General features: G+C 66.7%; 17 protein-coding genes and 1 pseudogene. 11 read left to right on the top strand and 7 right to left on the bottom strand.

Annotated features, from left to right (window positions below; translation table 11 throughout):
* Positions 1–358 precede the first annotated feature (358 nt).
* Positions 359–697, top strand: coding sequence for a hypothetical protein (locus K3F48_RS21965; RefSeq protein ID WP_222577582.1), 339 nt, complete (start codon positions 359–361; stop codon positions 695–697).
* Positions 698–743: 46 nt separating this feature from the next.
* Here the strand turns inward: K3F48_RS21965 and K3F48_RS21970 are convergent, their stop codons facing one another.
* Both K3F48_RS21970 and K3F48_RS21975 read right to left on the bottom strand, forming a co-directional pair.
* On the bottom strand, positions 744–2081 hold the full coding sequence (locus K3F48_RS21970; RefSeq protein ID WP_222577583.1) for a (Fe-S)-binding protein: 1338 nt from the start codon (positions 2079–2081) through the stop codon (positions 744–746).
* Between the two features lie 61 nt (positions 2082–2142).
* A complete protein-coding gene (locus K3F48_RS21975) occupies positions 2143–2640 on the bottom strand; it encodes a DUF2244 domain-containing protein (protein WP_370631471.1) in 498 nt (165 codons plus the stop codon).
* Between the two features lie 44 nt (positions 2641–2684).
* On the opposite strand from K3F48_RS21975, the gene nth reads away from it, so the two are divergent.
* Both nth and K3F48_RS21985 read left to right on the top strand, forming a co-directional pair.
* Positions 2685–3389 (top strand): endonuclease III, encoded by a 705-nt coding sequence (gene nth, locus K3F48_RS21980; RefSeq protein WP_222577585.1) that lies wholly within the window; start codon positions 2685–2687, stop codon positions 3387–3389.
* A gap of 140 nt (positions 3390–3529) precedes the next feature.
* A complete protein-coding gene (locus tag K3F48_RS21985; RefSeq protein WP_222577586.1) occupies positions 3530–5233 on the top strand; it encodes a glycoside hydrolase family 18 protein in 1704 nt (567 codons plus the stop codon).
* 188 nt (positions 5234–5421) lie between these two features.
* Here the strand turns inward: K3F48_RS21985 and K3F48_RS21990 are convergent, their stop codons facing one another.
* Positions 5422–6150, bottom strand: coding sequence for an aspartate/glutamate racemase family protein (locus K3F48_RS21990; protein ID WP_222577587.1), 729 nt, complete (start codon positions 6148–6150; stop codon positions 5422–5424).
* 138 nt (positions 6151–6288) lie between these two features.
* On the opposite strand from K3F48_RS21990, the pseudogene K3F48_RS25050 reads away from it, so the two are divergent.
* From K3F48_RS25050 to K3F48_RS22010, 5 genes and pseudogenes are all read left to right on the top strand, one after another.
* Positions 6289–6660, top strand: a pseudogene (locus K3F48_RS25050) (AraC family ligand binding domain-containing protein); the annotation flags it as partial.
* Between the two features lie 135 nt (positions 6661–6795).
* Positions 6796–7101, top strand: a complete 306-nt coding sequence (locus K3F48_RS24625) for a helix-turn-helix transcriptional regulator (RefSeq protein WP_255609603.1) — start codon at positions 6796–6798, stop codon at positions 7099–7101.
* Between the two features lie 82 nt (positions 7102–7183).
* On the top strand, positions 7184–7528 hold the full coding sequence (locus K3F48_RS22000; RefSeq protein ID WP_222577589.1) for a hypothetical protein: 345 nt from the start codon (positions 7184–7186) through the stop codon (positions 7526–7528).
* A 60-nt stretch (positions 7529–7588) separates the two neighbouring features.
* A complete protein-coding gene (locus K3F48_RS22005; RefSeq protein ID WP_222577590.1) occupies positions 7589–8191 on the top strand; it encodes a ribonuclease HII in 603 nt (200 codons plus the stop codon).
* 176 nt (positions 8192–8367) lie between these two features.
* Positions 8368–9540: a site-specific DNA-methyltransferase gene (locus K3F48_RS22010; protein ID WP_255609606.1), complete on the top strand. Its 1173-nt coding sequence runs from the start codon at positions 8368–8370 to the stop codon at positions 9538–9540.
* Positions 9541–9543: 3 nt separating this feature from the next.
* Here K3F48_RS22010 and K3F48_RS22015 read toward each other — a convergent pair whose 3' ends face one another.
* Both K3F48_RS22015 and K3F48_RS22020 read right to left on the bottom strand, forming a co-directional pair.
* Positions 9544–10974 carry a glycoside hydrolase family 15 protein gene (locus K3F48_RS22015; RefSeq protein ID WP_222577591.1) on the bottom strand — a complete coding sequence of 477 codons (1431 nt, stop codon included), beginning with the start codon at positions 10972–10974 and terminating at the stop codon, positions 9544–9546.
* A gap of 112 nt (positions 10975–11086) precedes the next feature.
* Positions 11087–11380, bottom strand: a complete 294-nt coding sequence (locus tag K3F48_RS22020) for a BolA family transcriptional regulator (protein WP_222577592.1) — start codon at positions 11378–11380, stop codon at positions 11087–11089.
* Positions 11381–11488: 108 nt separating this feature from the next.
* Between K3F48_RS22020 and K3F48_RS22025 the strand changes: the two genes are divergently transcribed.
* The 3 genes from K3F48_RS22025 to K3F48_RS22035 all read left to right on the top strand — a co-directional run bounded on the left by K3F48_RS22025 (position 11489) and on the right by K3F48_RS22035 (position 14351).
* Complete coding sequence (locus K3F48_RS22025) at positions 11489–12097, top strand: J domain-containing protein (protein WP_222577593.1); 609 nt, start codon at positions 11489–11491, stop codon at positions 12095–12097.
* A gap of 84 nt (positions 12098–12181) precedes the next feature.
* Positions 12182–13180: a cobaltochelatase subunit CobS gene (gene cobS / locus K3F48_RS22030; RefSeq protein WP_222577594.1), complete on the top strand. Its 999-nt coding sequence runs from the start codon at positions 12182–12184 to the stop codon at positions 13178–13180.
* Positions 13181–13355: 175 nt separating this feature from the next.
* Entirely contained in the window at positions 13356–14351 is a 996-nt protein-coding gene (locus K3F48_RS22035; protein WP_222577595.1) for a hypothetical protein, read from the top strand.
* A 481-nt stretch (positions 14352–14832) separates the two neighbouring features.
* On the opposite strand, the gene K3F48_RS22040 is transcribed toward K3F48_RS22035, so the two are convergent.
* Both K3F48_RS22040 and K3F48_RS22045 read right to left on the bottom strand, forming a co-directional pair.
* On the bottom strand, positions 14833–16116 hold the full coding sequence (locus K3F48_RS22040) for a pitrilysin family protein (RefSeq protein WP_222577596.1): 1284 nt from the start codon (positions 16114–16116) through the stop codon (positions 14833–14835).
* 13 nt (positions 16117–16129) lie between these two features.
* The gene (locus K3F48_RS22045) at positions 16130–17533 is read right to left on the bottom strand and encodes a pitrilysin family protein (RefSeq protein WP_222577597.1); all 1404 of its coding nucleotides are present in this window, start codon (positions 17531–17533) and stop codon (positions 16130–16132) included.
* Positions 17534–17800 lie beyond the last annotated feature (267 nt).

The following is a 17800-nucleotide window of genomic DNA, read 5'->3' on the forward strand; positions in this document are numbered from 1 at the left end:
GACCCACGCCAATACGAGATAATACTATGCCTATCTTGAACCGGACAGCCGTGGGCTCGTCCCGGCCATCCACGCCGAGACGCGCAGAAGCCTATGGCAAACGCCTGATTTTACGGTCTGCTCACTCACGTCTCGGGGGCGTTTATCCTTCGGACTGTCCGTCCGCGGCTGTCACGTCACGCCCAAATCCGTTGCAATTCTGGGCACTTCGGCGTGGGTGGCCGGGACGATCCCGGCCATGACGGCCTCCCGGAAATACGCGACTCCCTTCGACCCTCCAGCGGAGTGCGAGCGAGTCCTCCTGACATCCTCCTTGCATCAGCTCCCAAAACTTCGATCCCTCGGCGGAGCGCGAGACGTGAAGACAGATTATATTCCCGAGCTGAGCGAGGTGCGCATGGTGCGGCGCGCGCCGGAGGGCCCTTTCGAACTCGGCCGCGAGGACCGCCTCTATGTGCTCCAGCGCCTGCGCGATCTCGAGATCGCCTTCGGCATCGAGGGCTTTCCGGGCGTGCCTTTCGAGGAGATTCCCGGGCGCGATCTCATCGGCCGCTTCATCGATTGGTGGCGGGCGCTGGAGCCAGAAACCGAGGCGCAGCAGACGGCGCATGGTCGCCTGCCCGGAGCGATCCGCCTGCTCGACACGCATTCGGCGCTGATGGAGGAACGGGCGCAGCGTTCCCGCTCGGCGCCATGAGCCGACGTTCTTGTCCGATAACGGACAGAGTGAGACGCGCGCGCCGTCAGGCGAGCGCGTCGCGCAGCAGCAGCGCGATGTGGCGCGCCTTGCGGCCGCTGCCATGCTCGATCTGGTGTCGGCAGGAAAAGCCGTTGGCGATGAGCGGCGCGTCGGCGGCGGCGCGCACCGCCGGCAGCAGCGCCAGCTCCGCCATCTGCATCGAGGCTTCGTAATGCTCGGCCTCAAGCCCGAAGCTGCCGGCCATGCCGCAGCAGCTCGTCTCGACGATGTCGTAGGAGAAGCCCGGAATCCAGCCGAGCACCTTGCGCGTCGCGCGCATCACGCCGAACGCCTTCTGATGGCAATGGCCGTGCAGCAGCGCCTTGGGGAGGTCGAGCGGCTTCAGCTCGAGGCGCAGCCCATTGTTCTGATGCTCGCGCGCCAAAAACTCCTCGAGCAGATAGAGCTGCTTGCCGAGATCGCCGACCTCGGGCCCGAGGCCGAGGCTGTAGAGCTCGTCGCGCAGCGACAACAGGCAGGAGGGCTCGAGGCCGATGATCGGCGTCTGCGCCGCGATCTCGCCGCGGAAGGCGGCGAGCACGCGCTGCGCCTCGCCGCGCGCCTTGTCGACGAGGCCGGTGGTCAGATAGGTGCGGCCGCAGCAGAGCGGGCGGTGCGGCTCTGCGTCGGTCGGCGCCGGCCTCGCGATGCGCACGCCATAGCCGGCGCGCTCCAGCACCTCGACCGCCGCATCGGCGACCTCAGGGTCGAAGTGATGGCAGAAGGTGTCGACGAAGAGGATCACCTCGCCGCGCGCGCCTGTCGCCGACGGGGCGCGGTGAAAGGCTTTCGCCGCAGGCGCGGGCACGGGGCGGCGCGCGGTGACGCCGAGCCATGACTCGACGAGCTTCGCCAGCGGCGCGAATTTGTTGCGCAGCAGAATGGCGAAGCGCAGCAGAGAGCGGTGGCGGCCGGTCAGTTCCGGCACGCCGCCGAACAGGCGCGTGCGCAACGGCGCGCCGAGCAGCCGATGGCGCTGGGCGAGATATTCGGTCTTGATCAGCGTCATGTCGACGGCGCTGGGACATTCCTTCTTGCAGGCCTTGCAGGAGACGCAGAGATCCATCGCCTCGTCGAGCCGCGGATCGGCGAAGGCGCGCGCATCGGAGCCGTCATTGAGCGCGGCCTTGAAAGCGGCGACGCGCGCCTCGGTGGAATGGGCGCGGTCGCCGGTGATCCGATAGCTCGGGCACATGACGCCCTTGCCGGTCTTGTGGCAGTCGCGGCTGTGCATGCACACAGCCACCGCCTTGGCGTAATTGCCGCCAGTCGCCGGAATGCCCGAATAGGCGTCGCCGATCCCATAGGTGTCGTAGGCCGACCAATCGAGAAATGTTTTCATTCCAGTGTCCTCGCGCGGGCGAGGAAGCAAGTTCTGCGCCTTTGTGCGACGTGATGCGCCTTCACCCGAAAATCGGCCCGCGCTTGGCCGCCGCCAGCGCCTTCGTCAAATCCTCGGCCAGCTCCGCCTTCTGGTCCGGGCCGAGGAAGCCGCCGATCTCGACACGCTCGCCGCGCGCGACCAAGGTCAGGCGCTGCACGCCGAACTCCTCGTGGATCTCCTGCTCGAGCCGCACCCAATAGGTGTCGAAACGCCATTCTGCGCGGGCGCCGCTGGCCGTGGTCTTCACGAAGCGCAGCTCGAAGGGCGTCAGATCCAGCGTCTCGAAGGCGCGCGCCGAATAGAAGCTCACGCGGAAGGCGATGTAGAGCGCCAGCACGTCGAGGCCCATGAAGCCGACCACCGGCCAGGCGCCCATCACATAGAAGGGGAGGGAGAGAGCGAAGGTCCCCGCGCCGAACAGAAAGATGAAGCGCTTGAAGGCGCCGGGCGACATCGAGCGATACGGAGTCAGGCGCTTGCGATAGATCGCGTCGGTCGAAGCAGCGTCGGCGGTCACGTCCACGCCTTTCGTTCTGCGGATCTCTAAGTTATAACGCATTCATGCCCAACGGAAAGAGCGCGCCCGCCAAAGCGCGGCCGACAGTGTCGCGGCCCAGGATGTCGCCGCGCAGCCGCGAGGCCGCGCGCATCGCGGAGATTTTCGCGCGCCTCGAGGCGGCCGATCCGCATCCAAAAGGCGAGCTCGAGCATGTGAACGTCTTCACCCTGCTCGTCGCCGTCGTGCTGTCGGCGCAGGCGACCGATGTCGGCGTCAACAAGGCGACGCGGCAATTGTTCGAGGTCGCCGACACGCCGCAGAAGATGGCGGCGCTCGGCGAGGAGCGGCTGAAGGACTATATAAAGACCATCGGCCTCTATCCGACCAAGGCGAAGAATGTCATCGCGCTGAGCCGGCGGCTGATCGAGACGCATGGCGGCGAGGTTCCGTGCGACCGCGAGGCCCTGGAGGCGCTGCCCGGCGTCGGCCGCAAGACCGCCAATGTGGTGCTGAACATCGCTTTTCATGTGCCGGTGATCGCCGTCGACACGCATATTTTCCGCCTGTCCAATCGTCTGCCGCTCGCCGCGGGCAAGACGGTCGAGCAGGTGGAGGCGGGGCTCGAGAAGATCGTGCCGGAGCGTTTCAAGCTGCACGCCCATCACTGGCTCATCCTGCACGGGCGCTATGTGTGCAAGGCGCGCCGGCCCGAATGCGAGCGCTGCATCATCGCCGACCTCTGCCGCTTCGCCGGCAAGACGATCTGATTTTTGCGTCGTCGATCCCCCAAACGTGTGACGCCGCACATCGCGCGGCCGAGCTATCTGTCGGGATGATCGCCGGGCGGTCGCCGCAAAGGGCGGCGACGCACCGCGATGTCCACATCCGCCCTCGGGGGGCTCTTGCGATGAACCTTTTCAGAACTCTGCTGCGGCGCGGTCTCTCCGCCGCCGCGCTGCTCGCGCTCGCCGCGCTCGGCGCGGCGCAGCCGGCCGCCGCCGCCACACAATGGGTCATGGGCTATTATGTCGCCTATCAGCGCGATATGTATCCGCCGCAGTCGATCGGCTGGGGCGGCCTGACCCACATCATGATGGGGCGGGTGAAGGCCAAGGCGGACGGCACGCTCAATCTCGACTTCGATTGGGATACGACCCATGGGCCCGCTCTGGCGAAGGACATCGCCAAGCGCGCCCATGCCGCCGGCAAGAAGGCCATATTGATGGTCGGCGGCGCCGATGAGGGCGCCACGATCCGCGCCGCCGTCGTCAACCACCGGGCCGCATTCGTCGCCAATCTGGTCGCCGCCATGAACAGCCTCGGCTATGACGGCCTCGACCTCGATTGGGAGGATTCGGTCGACTGGGCGAAGTTCCAGAGCCTCGTCACCGATCTGCGCGCCGCGGCGCCCAATGCGATCCTCACCGCGCCGATGGCGGCGATCAACATCAATTACGAGACCGTCGATTCGCATGTCGCGGCCATTGCGGCGAAGCTCGACCGGATCAGCCTCATGACCTACGCTCCCGCGACCGTCTGGGCGGGCGCGGGCTCGGGCTGGCTCTCCTGGTTCAATGCGCCGCTCGCGGGCGAGAAGGAAACGACGCCAGTCTCGATCGCCTCGTCGCTGCAGCGCTATGTCGCCGCCGGCGTGCCGAAATCGAAGCTCGCCATGGGAACGAGCTTCTACGCCATCTGCTATACGGGCGGCGTCACCGGACCCAATCAGAGCGCGGAGAACGGCGTCGCCATCCGTGGCGGCGACAATGATTTCCCGCTGTCCAAATTCTACGGCAAGGGCGGCGTTTTTGATTGGAGCCGTCGCTTCTGGAATGCGAGAGCGTCCCAGTCCTATCTGAGCCTGCCGACGGCGGAATCCCACGGCTGCCGCTATGTGAGCTATGAGGACGAGTCCGCGCTGCTCGCCAAGGGCGCCTATTCACGGCAGAACGGCTATGGCGGCGTTATCGTCTGGACCATCAATCAGGGTTATGTGACCTCCCATTCCCGGCCGAATTTTCTTCTGGAGGCGCTGCGCAAGGGCTTCATCGATCCCAATGCGGCGCAGACGGTCGGTCTGTCGGTGATGCAGGGCGACGTCTCGCTCGCCCCCGGCGCGCAGCGGCGTTTCAGCGCTCTGGTGACGGGGACGACCAACAAATCGGTGACCTGGTCGATCGTCGAGACGGGTTGTGGCGCGATCGACGGCGCCGGACGCTACACGGCGCCCTCGACGCAGAAGACCTGCACGGTGACGGCGAAGAGCGTCGCGGATCGCTCCAAGACGGCGTCGGCCAAAGTGACGGTGTCCGCCGCGAGCTGGACGCCGAGCTTCTCCGTCTCGCGCTCGGGGACCTGGTGGGTCGAGGTCCTGGCCAAAGATGCGAGCGCCGCCTCCATGTCGATCCAGTGGCCGGACGGAACGAGCTCGCCGCTGTCGCTGGAATATCGCCAATACGGCACGAACTATCCGGTGTTCGCGGCCAATTACGAGTTTCCGGACGCTGGCGGCTCCTATTATTTCACCGCCAAGTCGACCAGCAATCGCACGGCCAAGGTAAAGCTGAAAGTCCCGGCCTGCGCCCATGGCGCCGACGGCGTCTGCCACTAGAGCGCTTTCCGATCGAACGGAATCGTTCGATCGATCAGAATTCGCTCAAACTGAAGAACGTTAGAGCGTTATCCGATTAATTCGGATCGGATAACGCTCTAGTGGAATGCTTCAGTCGATGTGACGGGGCGAAAGAGCGAGCCTGAAGGCTCGCTCTCGAGGCCCATCAGTTTCGATGAAGCAGGCCATTAGGATAACGCAAACGACGCGAGAGCTTCGACATGCAGGGCCGTCGTGTCGAATACGGGAAATCCCGGCAGATCGGATTGCCGGATCAACAGGAAGATTTCCGTGCATCCGAGGACCACCCCCTGCGCGCCCTCGGCCTGCAATGCGGCCACCACGCGCAGATACTCCGCCCTGGATTCGGCGCGAAGATCGCGCCGCACCAGCTCGTCGAAAATAATCCTGTCCACCACCTTTTTCTCCGCATCGGACGGCGCCAGGATTTCGATCCCGAAACGCTCCTGGAAACGGAGGCGCAATTCCTCGGACTCCATGACGGGCAGCGTGCCGAGAAGGCCGACGCGCCGAATCCCGACCTTCCGGATGGCCTCGGCAGTCGGATCGGCGATGTGAATGAAAGGCGTTGCACGACCCGCCATGATCGGCCCGACGACCCGATGCATGGTGTTGGAAACGCAGCCGATCACATCGGCGCCGGCCCGCTCCAGTCGATCGACCTTTTCGGCGAGATAAGCCCGCGCATCGTCCCACAGATTCCGTCGCACGAAGTATTCTATGTTTCCGAAATTGACCGAGACGATGACGATCTCGCCATTGTCCCATCCTCCGAGCGCTCCATTCAAACGCTCATTGAGCATCCGATAATATTCGCCCGTCGCCTGATTGCTCATGCCGCCGAGGATGCCGATCACCTTTTGACGCAGGGGCCGCGTTGCGCTGCTGTTTTCCATGACACTCCGATGCCGTCGGCTTTTTCGATGGGCTAATCTTGGCATGCGGCGCGCCCGAAGGATTGGACGATCCTGCGCGCCGGCATGCCCGCCGAACGGGCAGAAGGCGGGGAAATGAAGGCGAAGCGACGCGACCGCATGAAGCTATGGCGCGATTCCGGATTGCCGGACGGCCTCGAGCTGCTGCGCGCGTCCTGTTTCGACCACAGCTATCCTGCGCATTTTCATGACGAGTTCGTCATTGCGGCGTTCAGCCGGGGCGCGCAGCGGCATCGCGTCCTTCGCCGAGAAGGGGTCGCCGAAGCGGGGACCGTGATGATGATCCATCCGGGCGAGGTTCATGCGGCCGAAGCAGCCGTGCGCGATCATGGCTGGGACTATTGCGCCTTCTATCCATCGGCCGGCTTTCTGGAAACCATCGCCGACGATGTTCTGGGCGGTCGCGGCCGGCTCGATTTCGGCAATGATGTGATACGGCATGATGTCGAGGCGACGCAGCGCCTTCTTCGCGCCCATGCGATCATCACCGACACGCCCGACCGCATGGAAAAAGCATGCGCCGCCTACGACGCCTTCGGTTCGATTATCGCCCGCTATGGGCAAAGGTCTCGGCACGGACGCGCCCCGAGGGCGCCGAGGGCCGATATGCGGCGGTCGATCGACTATCTCGAAGCCCACTACAGGGAGCCCGTCGCCGTCCGGGACGTCGCGGTCGTCGCCGGCCTCAGCGACTATCACTTCATGCGTGTGTTCCGGGCGGCCACGGGTCTGCCCGTTCACGGCTATCTGACCCAGATTCGCCTCGAGCGGGCGAAGGCCCTGCTTGCGCAGGGCGTTGGCTCGGCCGAAACCGCCGTGAGCGTCGGCCTGTTCGATCAAAGCCATCTCATCCGTCATTTTCGTCGGCGCTACGGCGTGACGCCGCGCGAGTATGCCGCCGCCTGTCGCTAGGATTTCTCGGCGGCCCGATGCTTGCCCTGGCCGCCGTCCTGCGCTAGGCCGCCGCGACCGGCCCCGTGCAGGACCAGAACCGATGCGCCGTCTCGCCCGTCTCCCGCTCGCCTTCGCCCTCGCCGCCGCCGCGCCGGCGGGGGCCGCCGACATCAACGATTATCCGACCGCCGCCCGCGCGGATTATGTGTTCGGCTGCATGAAGGCCAATGGCGACACGAGGCAGGCGCTGGAGCAATGCTCCTGCTCGATCGACATCATCGCCTCGATCCTGCCTTATGACCGCTATGTGGCGGCGGAGACGGTGGCGAGCATGGACCAGCAGGTCGGGCAGATCGGCTCCTTGTTCCGCAATTCCCGCATCGCCAAGGACGCGCTCGAAAACCTGCGCCGCGCCCAGGCCGAGGCGCAGGTTCGGTGCTTTTGACGCGCTGCTCCCGTTCGCCGTGATTCTTAGTCGCCGACTCCATCGACAGGACGAGAGCCGATGCCTCCGCATTTCCGCCTCGAAAAGCGCTTGTTGCGCGAGGGACTCTGGCCGGTCGCGGGGGTGGACGAAGCGGGGCGCGGGCCGCTCGCCGGCCCGGTGGCGGCGGCGGCGGTGATTCTCGATCCGCATCGGCTTCCGGACGGCGTCGACGATTCGAAGGCGCTCTCGGCCGAGGCGCGCGCCGCCGCTTTCGAGCGCATCGCGACGAGCGCGCTCGCTGTCGGCGTCGCCTTCGCCAGCGCCGCGGAGATCGACGCCATGAATATCCGGCGCGCCACGCTCGCCGCCATGGCGCGGGCGGTCGCCGCGCTCGCGCTCGCCCCGCGCCATGTGCTGATCGACGGCAATGATCCGCCGAGCCTCGCCTGTCCGGCCGAGGCGATCGTCAAGGGCGACGCCACTTGCCTCTCGATCGCCGCGGCCTCCATCGTGGCCAAGGTGATGCGCGACCGCCAGATGCGCGGCCTCGCCGAGCTCTATCCGGCCTATGGCTTCGCCGCCAACGCCGGCTACGGCACCAGGGAGCATCTCGCCGCGATCGCGGCGCATGGGCCGACGCCGCATCACCGGATGAGCTTTTCCCCGATGCGCCGCAAATAGCCGCGCAATCGCTGCCGAAAGCGCTGGCTCACTTTCGGTAAATAGCTCGTAAACAAGAGGTTTTGTTAACTGAGCCGTGCGGAAAAGGGACAGCTGCGCGCGCCCCTCCTAAACCTGCTTTTTACTCGGCTCGGGGCAATGTGCCGGCGTTGGTTGCGTAGCCGGTGTCGAGTTCCATGAGTAGCGCGCGCGTCGGGGCGATCCGCTCCCAGTCCCAGCTGAAGGTCACGAGTACTGGGTCCCCGAGCTTTCGGTCGCCTCACGCGCCGCGCAACCAAATCCTCCTCGGCGACAGCGTCGAGCTTCTCGCCGGACTGCCGGCCGAGAGCGTCGATCTCGTTTTCGCCGACCCGCCTTATAATCTGCAGCTGGCCAATCGGCTGACGCGGCCGGACCAGAGCCTCGTCGACGCGGTCGACGACGATTGGGACAAGTTCGCCGACTTCTCGGCCTATGATCGCTTCACCCGCGACTGGCTCGCCGCCGCGCGGCGCGCGATGAAGCCCAACGCCACGATCTTCGTCATCGGCTCCTATCACAATATCTTCCGCGTCGGCGCGATCATGCAGGATCTCGGCTTCTGGATCCTCAACGACATCGTCTGGCGCAAGTCCAATCCGATGCCGAATTTTCGCGGCCGCCGCTTCACCAACGCCCATGAGACCCTGATCTGGGCGGCGCGCGACGCCTCCTGCCGCGCCTATACGTTTCATTACGAAGCGCTGAAGGCCGGCAATGAAGATTGCCAGATGCGCTCCGACTGGCTGCTGCCGATCTGCACCGGCGGCGAGCGCCTGAAGGACGCGGCCGGGCGCAAGACCCATCCGACGCAAAAGCCGGAGGCGCTGCTCGCCCGCGTGCTGCTCGCCGCCTCCAATCCCGGCGATCTGGTGGTCGATCCGTTTTTCGGCAGCGGCACCACGGGCGCCGTCGCTCGCCGGCTCGGCCGCGACTATCTCGGCCTGGAGCGAGATCCTGGCTATGCCGCCGCCGCGCGCCAGCGGATCGCGGCGGTGGAGCCTCTGCCGGAGGAGGCCGTCGCCGCGGCGCCGACGAAGCGCTCGGCGCCGCGAATCGCTTTCGCCAGCCTGGTCGAGGCGGGCCTCGTCGCGCCGGGCGCGACCTTGACCGACGTCCGCCGCCGCCACCAGGCGATGGTGCGGCCCGACGGCGCGCTGGCGCTCGGCCAGATCGTCGGCTCGATCCACAAGATCGGCGCGCTGGCGCAGGGCCTGCCCGCGTGCAACGGCTGGACTTTCTGGCATTTCGAGGCCGGCGGCGGCGCGCTCGCGCCGATCGACGAGCTGCGCGAGCGCGCCCGCGCGAGCCTCGGCGCCGCGGCCGAATAAAGCTCAGGCGAGCGAATCCTCCCGCGCCGCCACGGCGAAGATATGTGCGGCGTAGCTCCAGGCGAGATTGCGCGCCGAGGCGGGCGCGCCGGTCGTTTTGTCCAATTGCTCCGGCATCTCGCCGGTGTCGGGCAGAAGCTCGGCCAGCCGCCGCAGGATGGAATCGCCGCGATCGCGGAGCCGCGCGGCGATGTCGCGCCGCTCCTCGCCCTGCGGCAAGAAGACGTCGGGACCCTGCGCGGCGAGCGCGTCCAATCCGCAGCGCTCGAGAAACAGCCGATTGTCGGCGTCGGCGCGGCACGTCCCCTCGGCGCGAATATGACCGGCGAGCCGATAATAGATCTCCGCCGCGGCGAAGGCGACGAAGAGAAAGACGCCGCCGCCGTAATAGCCGTCGCCGCGAAATCGGCCGGGCAGGGGCGCCGCCTCCGGCGCCAGGCCGCTGTTGATCGGAAACTCGCGCGCGAACAGCTGCTCGAGCCGCGCCAGGGTCGCCTGCGCGCGCGGATCGAGCGCGCTGTGCCGCGCGCCGGCGCGGCCGGCCTGCGCGACCGCGAGAACGACCGCCGAATCGAGATCGGCGTCGGAGCGGGTCTCGGTCCCCTTGATCGCGGAGAGATAGAAGCCGTCTTCGACGTTCCAATGATGGTCGAGGTCGCGCCGCAGGCGCCGCGCGGCTTCGTCGCATCGCGCCGCATCGAGCCCGAGGCCGGCGTCTTGCGCGGCGGCGCGCTCCAACGCGGCGAGGCAGAGGAGCCGGGCGTTATAATGATGGCCGAAGCGATATTCCCAGACGTCGTAGCTCGGTTCGTCGAAACGATCGAGCAGGAAGGCGATGTCGCCGCGCAGCAGCGCGCGGGCCGCTTCCGGCCGGTTCTGCTCGAACAGCGGCCGGCGGCGCATCAGCGCCAGCGCCCGCAGCGCCGGGCCGTCGACCTGCGGACGCGCCCATTTCAGAATGTCGAGCGTGGCGTCCGGATTGACCCGCGCCTCGGCGAGAACGCGGTCGCCGACCACTGTCTCCAGCTCCGTTTCGCTGCGCAGATAGCGTGCGAGTTCGGCGTCGGTCGTTTCTCCGGGCCCCTCGGCGGCGAGCCGCGCCGGGCCGTCGAGGCGGCCGATCTCGAGGCTGAAATCGACGAAATCGCCGAGGTCGCGCAGGCGTTCGCGATCCGTGAAGCCGCGCTCGATCGCGATGGCGAGCGCCTCGACGACCACGGCGGAATCGCGCAGCCAGTGAAAGAAGTAATCCGGCCTGGCCGCGGCGCCGACCGTCGGCGAGGCGACGACCGAACCGCGGCGCGGAGTGATCGACTGGCGAAACTCGGGCCGCATATGGGTGAGGCCGACGGCGGAGATCGACGCGGCCATGTGGTCGACGGAGACGCTCACGCGCCGCCGCGTCCACAGCTCGACATCAGCGCCTTCGGTCATGGCCGGCCCTCGGAGGAAGGCGGCTCTTACCCGCCTTCCTCCTCTCGGGCAAGAATGAGCGGCCTCCCCCGGCGCCCCTGAAAGGCCCCGGAGAAGGCGACGGCCTCCCTCGTCACGCTCCGTCTGGCGCGCGCGCGTCGATCGCCAGCGCGTGCACGCCGCCGGCGAGCTCCTCGGCCAGCAGCGAATTGATCATCCGGTGCCGGTCGACCCGGCCCTTGCCGGAGAACGCCGCGCTCACCACCTCGACGCGAAAATGAGTCTCGCTGCGGTCGTGGTGATGGCCCATATGGCCGGCGTGATGATGCGTCTCGTCGATCACATTCAGCGACAGGGGCGCGAGCGCCGCGGTCAGCTTTTCGGTGATGCGGGCGCGAACGGCGCCGCAATTGCCTGTCTCGGCCATCTTCGGAATCCTCCTCGTGCGGGTCGAAGCAAATTTCCCGCCGCCCGACCGGAGCTTGTCGGCGGGTTCCGCTTGCAGCCCTCGCCCAGTCCACCATAATGCAGCGCCATGGATTTGAATTCCCCCCTCTTCGACCGTATCCGCGTCAAGCCCGAGCCGCGGCAGGAGCGCCGCGAGGCGCGCTTTCGCTGCGACGCGCCGGGCTGCGAGGCGGAAGGAGCCTATCGCGCGCCCATGGGGCGTCAGCGCGAGGGGCAATATTTCTGCTTCTGCCTGGACCACGTTCGCGAATACAACAACTCTTACAATTATTTCAATGGCATGAGCGACGCCGACGTGGCGCGCTACATGAAGGATGCGACGACCGGCCATCGCCCGACCTGGGCGATGGGCGTGAAGCGCGGCCAGACCGCTTTTCGCGAGGACCGCGTCCGCGACGGCGATGTCGCCGATCCGCTCGGCCTCTATCGGCAGCGCTTCCACCGCGGCCGCCCGCAGACGGAGAAAGCCGCGCCGAGCCATTCGGCCGTGACACTGAAGGCGCTGAACGCGCTCGGCCTCGAGGACACCGCCGGTGCGGAGGCGATCAAGACGCGATATAAGGAGCTGGTCAAACGTCACCATCCGGACGCCAATGGCGGAGACCGCTCCTGCGAGGAGCGGTTGCGGGAGATCATCCACGCCTACAAGACCCTGAGGGCGGCCAAGCTCGTGTGACGGCGCGCGCGTCGGCGCGCATGTGACGGATTGTCGGACCGGACCGAGGCGGGAAAGCGCCCGGGCCGGCGGAACGGAGGATGAATGTTACTCGATAGCGACAAGGCCGCAGGGGCCGCGCCTCTGCCGGACCTGAAGGTGTCTGTGCGCCAGCTGTTCGGCATCGACACGGATCTCGAGGCGCCGGCCTATTCGGAGCCGACCGAGCATGTTCCCGACCGCGATCCCGACTATCTGTTCGACCGCGACACGACGCTCGCCATTCTCGCCGGCTTTGCGCGTAATCGCCGCGTGATGGTGACGGGCTATCACGGCACCGGCAAATCCACCCATATCGAGCAGGTCGCGGCGCGCCTCAACTGGCCCTGCGTGCGTGTGAATCTCGACAGCCATGTGTCGCGCATCGATCTCGTCGGCAAGGACGCGATCGTGCTGAAGGACGGCAAGCAGGTCACCGAGTTCCGCGACGGCATTCTCCCCTGGGCGCTCCAGCACAATATCGCGCTCTGCTTCGACGAATATGACGCCGGCCGCCCCGATGTGATGTTCGTGATCCAGCGCGTGCTCGAGGTCTCCGGCCGCCTGACGCTCCTGGATCAGAACCGCGTCATCCGCCCGCATCCGGCCTTCCGCCTGTTCGCCACCGCCAATACGGTGGGATTGGGCGACACGTCGGGCCTCTATCACGGCACGCAGCAGATCAATCAGGGCCAGATGGACCGCTGGTCGATCGTGACGACGCTCAACTATCTGCCGCATGACGCCGAGACCAATATCGTACTCGCCAAGGTCAAGAGCTTTCAGAAGACCAAGGAAGGACGCGACGCGGTGAACAAGATGGTGCGCGTCGCCGACCTCACCCGCAACGCCTTCATGGCCGGCGATCTGTCGACGGTGATGAGCCCGCGCACGGTCATCACCTGGGCGGAGAACTCCGAGATCTTCGGCGATGTCGGCTTCGGCTTCCGTCTGACCTTCCTCAACAAATGCGACGAGCTCGAGCGCCCGCTGGTGGCGGAGTTCTATCAGCGCTGCTTCGGCAAGGAGCTGCCGGAAAGCGCCGTGAATGTCGTGATGACCTGAGGATGCGCGGCAGGGCTTTTCGTCTCACGATTGCAAAGCGGTCGAAATCGCGCCAGTCTGGCCGCGAAATTCGCGTTCGGCTGCGCGCCTGTGCCGCTTCGGCTTCGTTCCGTTCGATCGCGGCCGGGCCGCATGGGGGCCGCGCGCGCGGCCGCAGATGGCCACAGGCAGCCGCTTGAACGATCTTGTGCGACGCTTCGCCGATGTTCGTGGAAAGCCTCTGCCGGATCGGCTGGGGATCGGGGTCCTGTCCGCCGTCATCGGCGCGGCCGCCTTTCACGCATTGGCCCGCCTCGTCGGCTATTGTCAGGCCTTTGCGGCATTTTATGCGGTCGTCCAGATCGCCGGGCTCTCCGGCGGCTTCGTCGCGGCGGCGAGCTGTGCTCTGGCGTCGGTCTTGATCGTCCATTTCTCGGCCGAGCCGGTCACGCAGTTCTGGGCCGGCGCCGTCCTGCTGTTCTGCAGCGCGGCGCTCGCGGGGCTCGCGGGAGAGAGATTGCGCGGCGCGCGCGAGAGCGCGGCGAGCGAGCCTCGGCGGAGCGAGGGGCCGCAGGCGTCTCGCGCTTTCGAATCGATCGCGGCGACGATCACTCACGACATTATTCAGCCTCTGGCCGCCGCCGTCGCCTATTTGCAGACGGCGCGCCGACTGCTCTCGGCGGAGGCGGAGGGAAGCGGTTCCTCCATCGCCGCCACGGTTGACAAAGCGGCCGCGCAGGCGGCGCGGGCGGGGCGGCTCGTCGCGCGGCTGAGGGACTTCCTTTTGCACGGGCCGCCTCGGCTCGCCGCCGTGCGGCTCCACGCCATTCTGCTCGAGGCGGCGGGCGCGGCGGGCCATCGCGAGGACGGGCCGCTGCTGCGGCTGGACGCGCGCCGCGACCTCGTCATGGCCGATCCGGCTCAGCTCGAGCAGCTCTTCGGCGAGATTTTGCGAGCTGCGCCTGCCCGCGCGCCGGCGGCCGGGCCGACGATCGCCACATCCTCCGACGAGAAGGTCGTCACCGTGACCGTCGCCCTCGGCGAGCTCGCTGCGGCGATCGAAAACAATGCGGATTTGTCGCTCTGGCGCGCGATGGTCGAGGCGCAGAACGGCGCCTTCCGCACGGAGCAGGCGGCAGAGGGCCGTCTCGCGATCGAATTCACGCTGCCTCTCGCGGCAGCCGGTGAATAGCGGGAATCCAGCGCCCGCGCCGCTTGCCGAGTCCTCCGCTCTATGCATAGTTTACCGCCGCGTTTTCGCTTGCGTACGGAGAGCGTTGTCAAAGTCGAGGTGACGCCAAGCCTAGACTGTTGAAAACAACGGAGACGACGTCGCGACTTCGTAGTTCTACTATAGTAAGACTACTACAGTATGAGTACCAATGTTGCCTGCAGGCAACATGCCTAGTCTTTCTTTTATCGCGCCAAATTAAGTTGTTTTCTTTAGGCGCGTTCCGCGCTAGAAAAGAGATGTAGTCGATCGATACTCGATCAATTTGTTCCAGATAGATTTCAAGCGGCGCGGGGTTCGGCGCCTGCCGGACCCCTATTTCATCTTCCGGCCTGTTTTTTTGGGCCGATATCGTCGAGTATTTCGACGCACGAAAACGAAAATCCCCCCTCGTGATCTGTCGGTCACGAGGGGGGATGACTTTCAGCGTCGATAAAAGGCGTCACAGACCTCGAGGCCTGCCGGCGATCGACACCAGCAGCTCGCCCTTGCCCAGGAGGCGTTTGGCCACGCGACGGGCGTCCTCCATCGTCACAGCGTCGATCTTGGCGTTGCGCTCGTCGAGATAGGAGGGCTCGAAACCATCGAGCTGCAGATTGACGAGCTGGCTCGCGATCTTGGTCGAGGTGTCGAAGCGCAGCGCATAGGAGCCGGTCAGATATTTCTTGGCCTTGTCGAGCTCGTCGGCGTCCGGGCCATGAGCGCCGAGGTCGGCGAACTGCTTTTGGATCACCTCGAGCGACTCGCCCGCGCGCTCGTTCTTGGTCGCTGCGCCGCCGATCAGCATGGCGCAGCAGTCATATTCGTTGAGATGCGAGTAGACCGAATAGGCGAGCCCGCGCTTCTCGCGCACCTCGTTGAAGAGGCGCGCCGTGAACGAGCCGCCGCCGAGGATGTGGTTGACCACCACGGCGCCGAAATAATCCTCGTCCTTGCGCTGCATGCCGGGCCGGCCGAAGCGGATCGTCGATTGCGGGACATCGAGATCGACGATCCGGCGCTCGCCGACGCAATGGATGTCGATGTCGGCGATCGGATCGAGCTGCGCCCGGCGCGGGAGGCCGCCGAAGACGAGGTCGAGCTTGACGGCCAGCGTCCGCGCGTCGATCGCGCCGACGACGGCGATCTTCAGATCGCTCTTCGCCAGCGTGCGCGCGCGCAGCGCGTCGATGTCGCCGCGCGTGATGGTCTCCAGCGTCTCCGGCTCGCCGCGCACCGGCCGGCCGTAGGGATGGCCGGGGAAAGCCGCCTCGCGAAAGGCCTTGGCGACGAGCGAGTCCGGATCATTGGCGTCGCGCTTCAGTCCCGCGATCACCTGCCCGCGCACACGGTCGATCGCCTCCTCGTCGAGCCGCGCCTCGCAGACGGCGAGCCGCAGCAGCTCGAAAGCCGGGTCGATGTTGCGCGAGAGCGTCTGCAGATGGCCGGAGATCGTGTCGCGGTCGCAGCCGAAGCCGAGCCTTATCGCGAGATCCTCGATCGCGCGGTGGAAGGCGCGCGCGTCATAGGGACCGGCGCCCTCGTCGAGGAGGCCGGCGAGCAGCGTCGCGAGGCCCGCCTTGCCGGCCGGGTCCTGCGCGGCGCCGCCCCGCATGGCGAATTCGAGCGCGACCAGCGGGACGGCGTAGCTCTCGACGAGCCACGCCTCGACGCCGCCCGGCGTGACGATGCGCTGAATGGACTCGGCGCGGCTCGGCGTGGGCGCGACGGCGGCATGAACAGTCATTTTGGCTCCGATCTCAGGCGGCGAGCTCCGCCGCTTCGCCTTCGTCCTCCGGCTGCAGGAAGCCGGTCACGGCCCGCCGCTTCTGCAGCCACTTGCGCGCCGCCGCCGTGAGATCGGCCGCGGTCACGGCGTCGATGCGATCCGGCCAGGCCGCGACGTCGGCGACGCCGAGGCCGGTGGCCAGCGATTCGCCATACCAGCGCGCGAGCGACACCTGGCTGTCCTTGGCGTAGACCGCGTCGGCGACGAGCCGCGTCTTGGCGCGATTGAGCTCGTCCGCGCCGACCTCCTTCGCGGTGAATTCCGCGAGCACGGCGTCGATGGCGGCGTCGAGCCGCTCCAGCGTCGCCTCGGGCGCCGGCGTCGCGAACACCCAGAGGCGCGTTTCGTCGACGGCCGAGCCCATGTAATAGGCGCCGGCGGAAACGGCGACCTTCTGCTCGACCACCAGCCGGTCGTAGAGAACGCTCGACGGGCCGCCGCCCAGCACATGAGCGAGCACTTCCAGCGCCTCGGCTTCGCCGGGCGCGGCGGTCGTGTAGGAGGGCACGAGAAAGACGCGCTCATGCGTCGGCTGCTCGACCTTCTCGTCGGCGAGCGTCACCAGACGATGGGCGCGCGGCTCCGGCTCGCGCGGACGGCGGCGAATCGGCGCGTCGGCGCGGGCGGGAATGCGGCCATAGGTCTCCTCGGCGAGCGCGACGACGGCGTCGGCCTCGACGTCGCCGGCGACGATGAGGATCGCATTCTCCGGCGTGTAGAAGCGATGATAATAGGCGAGCGCGTCCTCGCGGCCGAGCGTCTCGATCTCATGGCCCCAGCCGATGATCGGCGTTCCATAGGGGTGATGCGGGAACAGCGCCGCCTGCACCGCCTCGTCCAGCTGCGCGGACGGGTCGTTCTCGGTGCGCATGCGGCGCTCCTCGAGCACCACTTCGCGCTCCGGTCCGACCACCTCGTCCGAGAGGACGAGATTGGTCATGCGGTCGGCCTCGAACTCCATCAGCGTGCCGAGGTGCTCTTTGCCGATCCGCTGGAAATAAGCGGTGTAGTCATAGCTGGTGAAGGCGTTCTCCTGTCCGCCGAGCTCGGAGACGTGATTGGAGAACTCGCCCTGCGGATGCGCGTGCGTGCCCTTGAACATCAGATGCTCGAGGAAATGGGCGATTCCCGACTTGCCCTGCGGATCGTCGGCCGAGCCGTTGCGATACCAGATCATATGGGTGACGACCGGCGCGCGCCGGTCCGGAATGACGACGATCTCCAGCCCGTTGGCGAGGCGCGAATGAACGACTCCGCCGGCGCCGCTCTGGCCCGAGGAGGACGCGCGCTCGCTGGCGGCGTCGGTCCTGGCCTGATTGGTCTTGGTCGGATCGGTCTCGGCCGCGCTTCCCTCCGCGAGGGGTGGCTGTATCATCGGCGTTATATCCTTCTAAAGTCGCTTCGCGTCCCGTCTCGGGGCGTCTCGTTTTCATGGCAAGAGAAATTGGCGCCAGTCGGCCGCGATCGCTTCGACGCGAGCATTCGGCCTATATAAGGGCGAATGCCGGCGATGTCAGGCGCCGGGGCGGCGGTCCCGAGGGGCTCCGAATTCGGGTTAACGAGCGGAGAGTTTTCAGCGTCATGGCCGCGCTTGTCGCGGCCATCCACGCCGTGACGGCCCGCAAAGCCGGAACATGAGCCG

The organism is Methylosinus sp. Sm6 (genome assembly GCF_019802345.1).
In the GTDB taxonomy this organism is placed as follows: domain Bacteria; phylum Pseudomonadota; class Alphaproteobacteria; order Rhizobiales; family Beijerinckiaceae; genus Methylosinus.

Bases quoted from the DNA above. Each gene is read 5' to 3' on its own strand.
- K3F48_RS22025 (WP_222577593.1), top strand. From the start codon at position 11,489: ATGGATTTGAATTCCCCCCTCTTCGACCGTATCCGCGTCAAGCCCGAG.
- K3F48_RS22015 (WP_222577591.1), bottom strand. From the start codon at position 10,974: ATGACCGAAGGCGCTGATGTCGAGCTGTGGACGCGGCGGCGCGTGAGC.
- K3F48_RS22020 (WP_222577592.1), bottom strand. From the start codon at position 11,380: ATGGCCGAGACAGGCAATTGCGGCGCCGTTCGCGCCCGCATCACCGAA.
- K3F48_RS22000 (WP_222577589.1), top strand. From the start codon at position 7,184: ATGCGCCGTCTCGCCCGTCTCCCGCTCGCCTTCGCCCTCGCCGCCGCC.
- K3F48_RS21970 (WP_222577583.1), bottom strand. From the start codon at position 2,081: ATGAAAACATTTCTCGATTGGTCGGCCTACGACACCTATGGGATCGGC.
- K3F48_RS22045 (WP_222577597.1), bottom strand. From the start codon at position 17,533: ATGATACAGCCACCCCTCGCGGAGGGAAGCGCGGCCGAGACCGATCCG.
- nth (WP_222577585.1), top strand. From the start codon at position 2,685: ATGCCCAACGGAAAGAGCGCGCCCGCCAAAGCGCGGCCGACAGTGTCG.
- K3F48_RS22040 (WP_222577596.1), bottom strand. From the start codon at position 16,116: ATGACTGTTCATGCCGCCGTCGCGCCCACGCCGAGCCGCGCCGAGTCC.
- K3F48_RS21990 (WP_222577587.1), bottom strand. From the start codon at position 6,150: ATGGAAAACAGCAGCGCAACGCGGCCCCTGCGTCAAAAGGTGATCGGC.
- K3F48_RS24625 (WP_255609603.1), top strand. From the start codon at position 6,796: ATGCGGCGGTCGATCGACTATCTCGAAGCCCACTACAGGGAGCCCGTC.
- K3F48_RS21985 (WP_222577586.1), top strand. From the start codon at position 3,530: ATGAACCTTTTCAGAACTCTGCTGCGGCGCGGTCTCTCCGCCGCCGCG.
- K3F48_RS22005 (WP_222577590.1), top strand. From the start codon at position 7,589: ATGCCTCCGCATTTCCGCCTCGAAAAGCGCTTGTTGCGCGAGGGACTC.
- K3F48_RS22010 (WP_255609606.1), top strand. From the start codon at position 8,368: ATGAGTAGCGCGCGCGTCGGGGCGATCCGCTCCCAGTCCCAGCTGAAG.
- cobS (WP_222577594.1), top strand. From the start codon at position 12,182: ATGTTACTCGATAGCGACAAGGCCGCAGGGGCCGCGCCTCTGCCGGAC.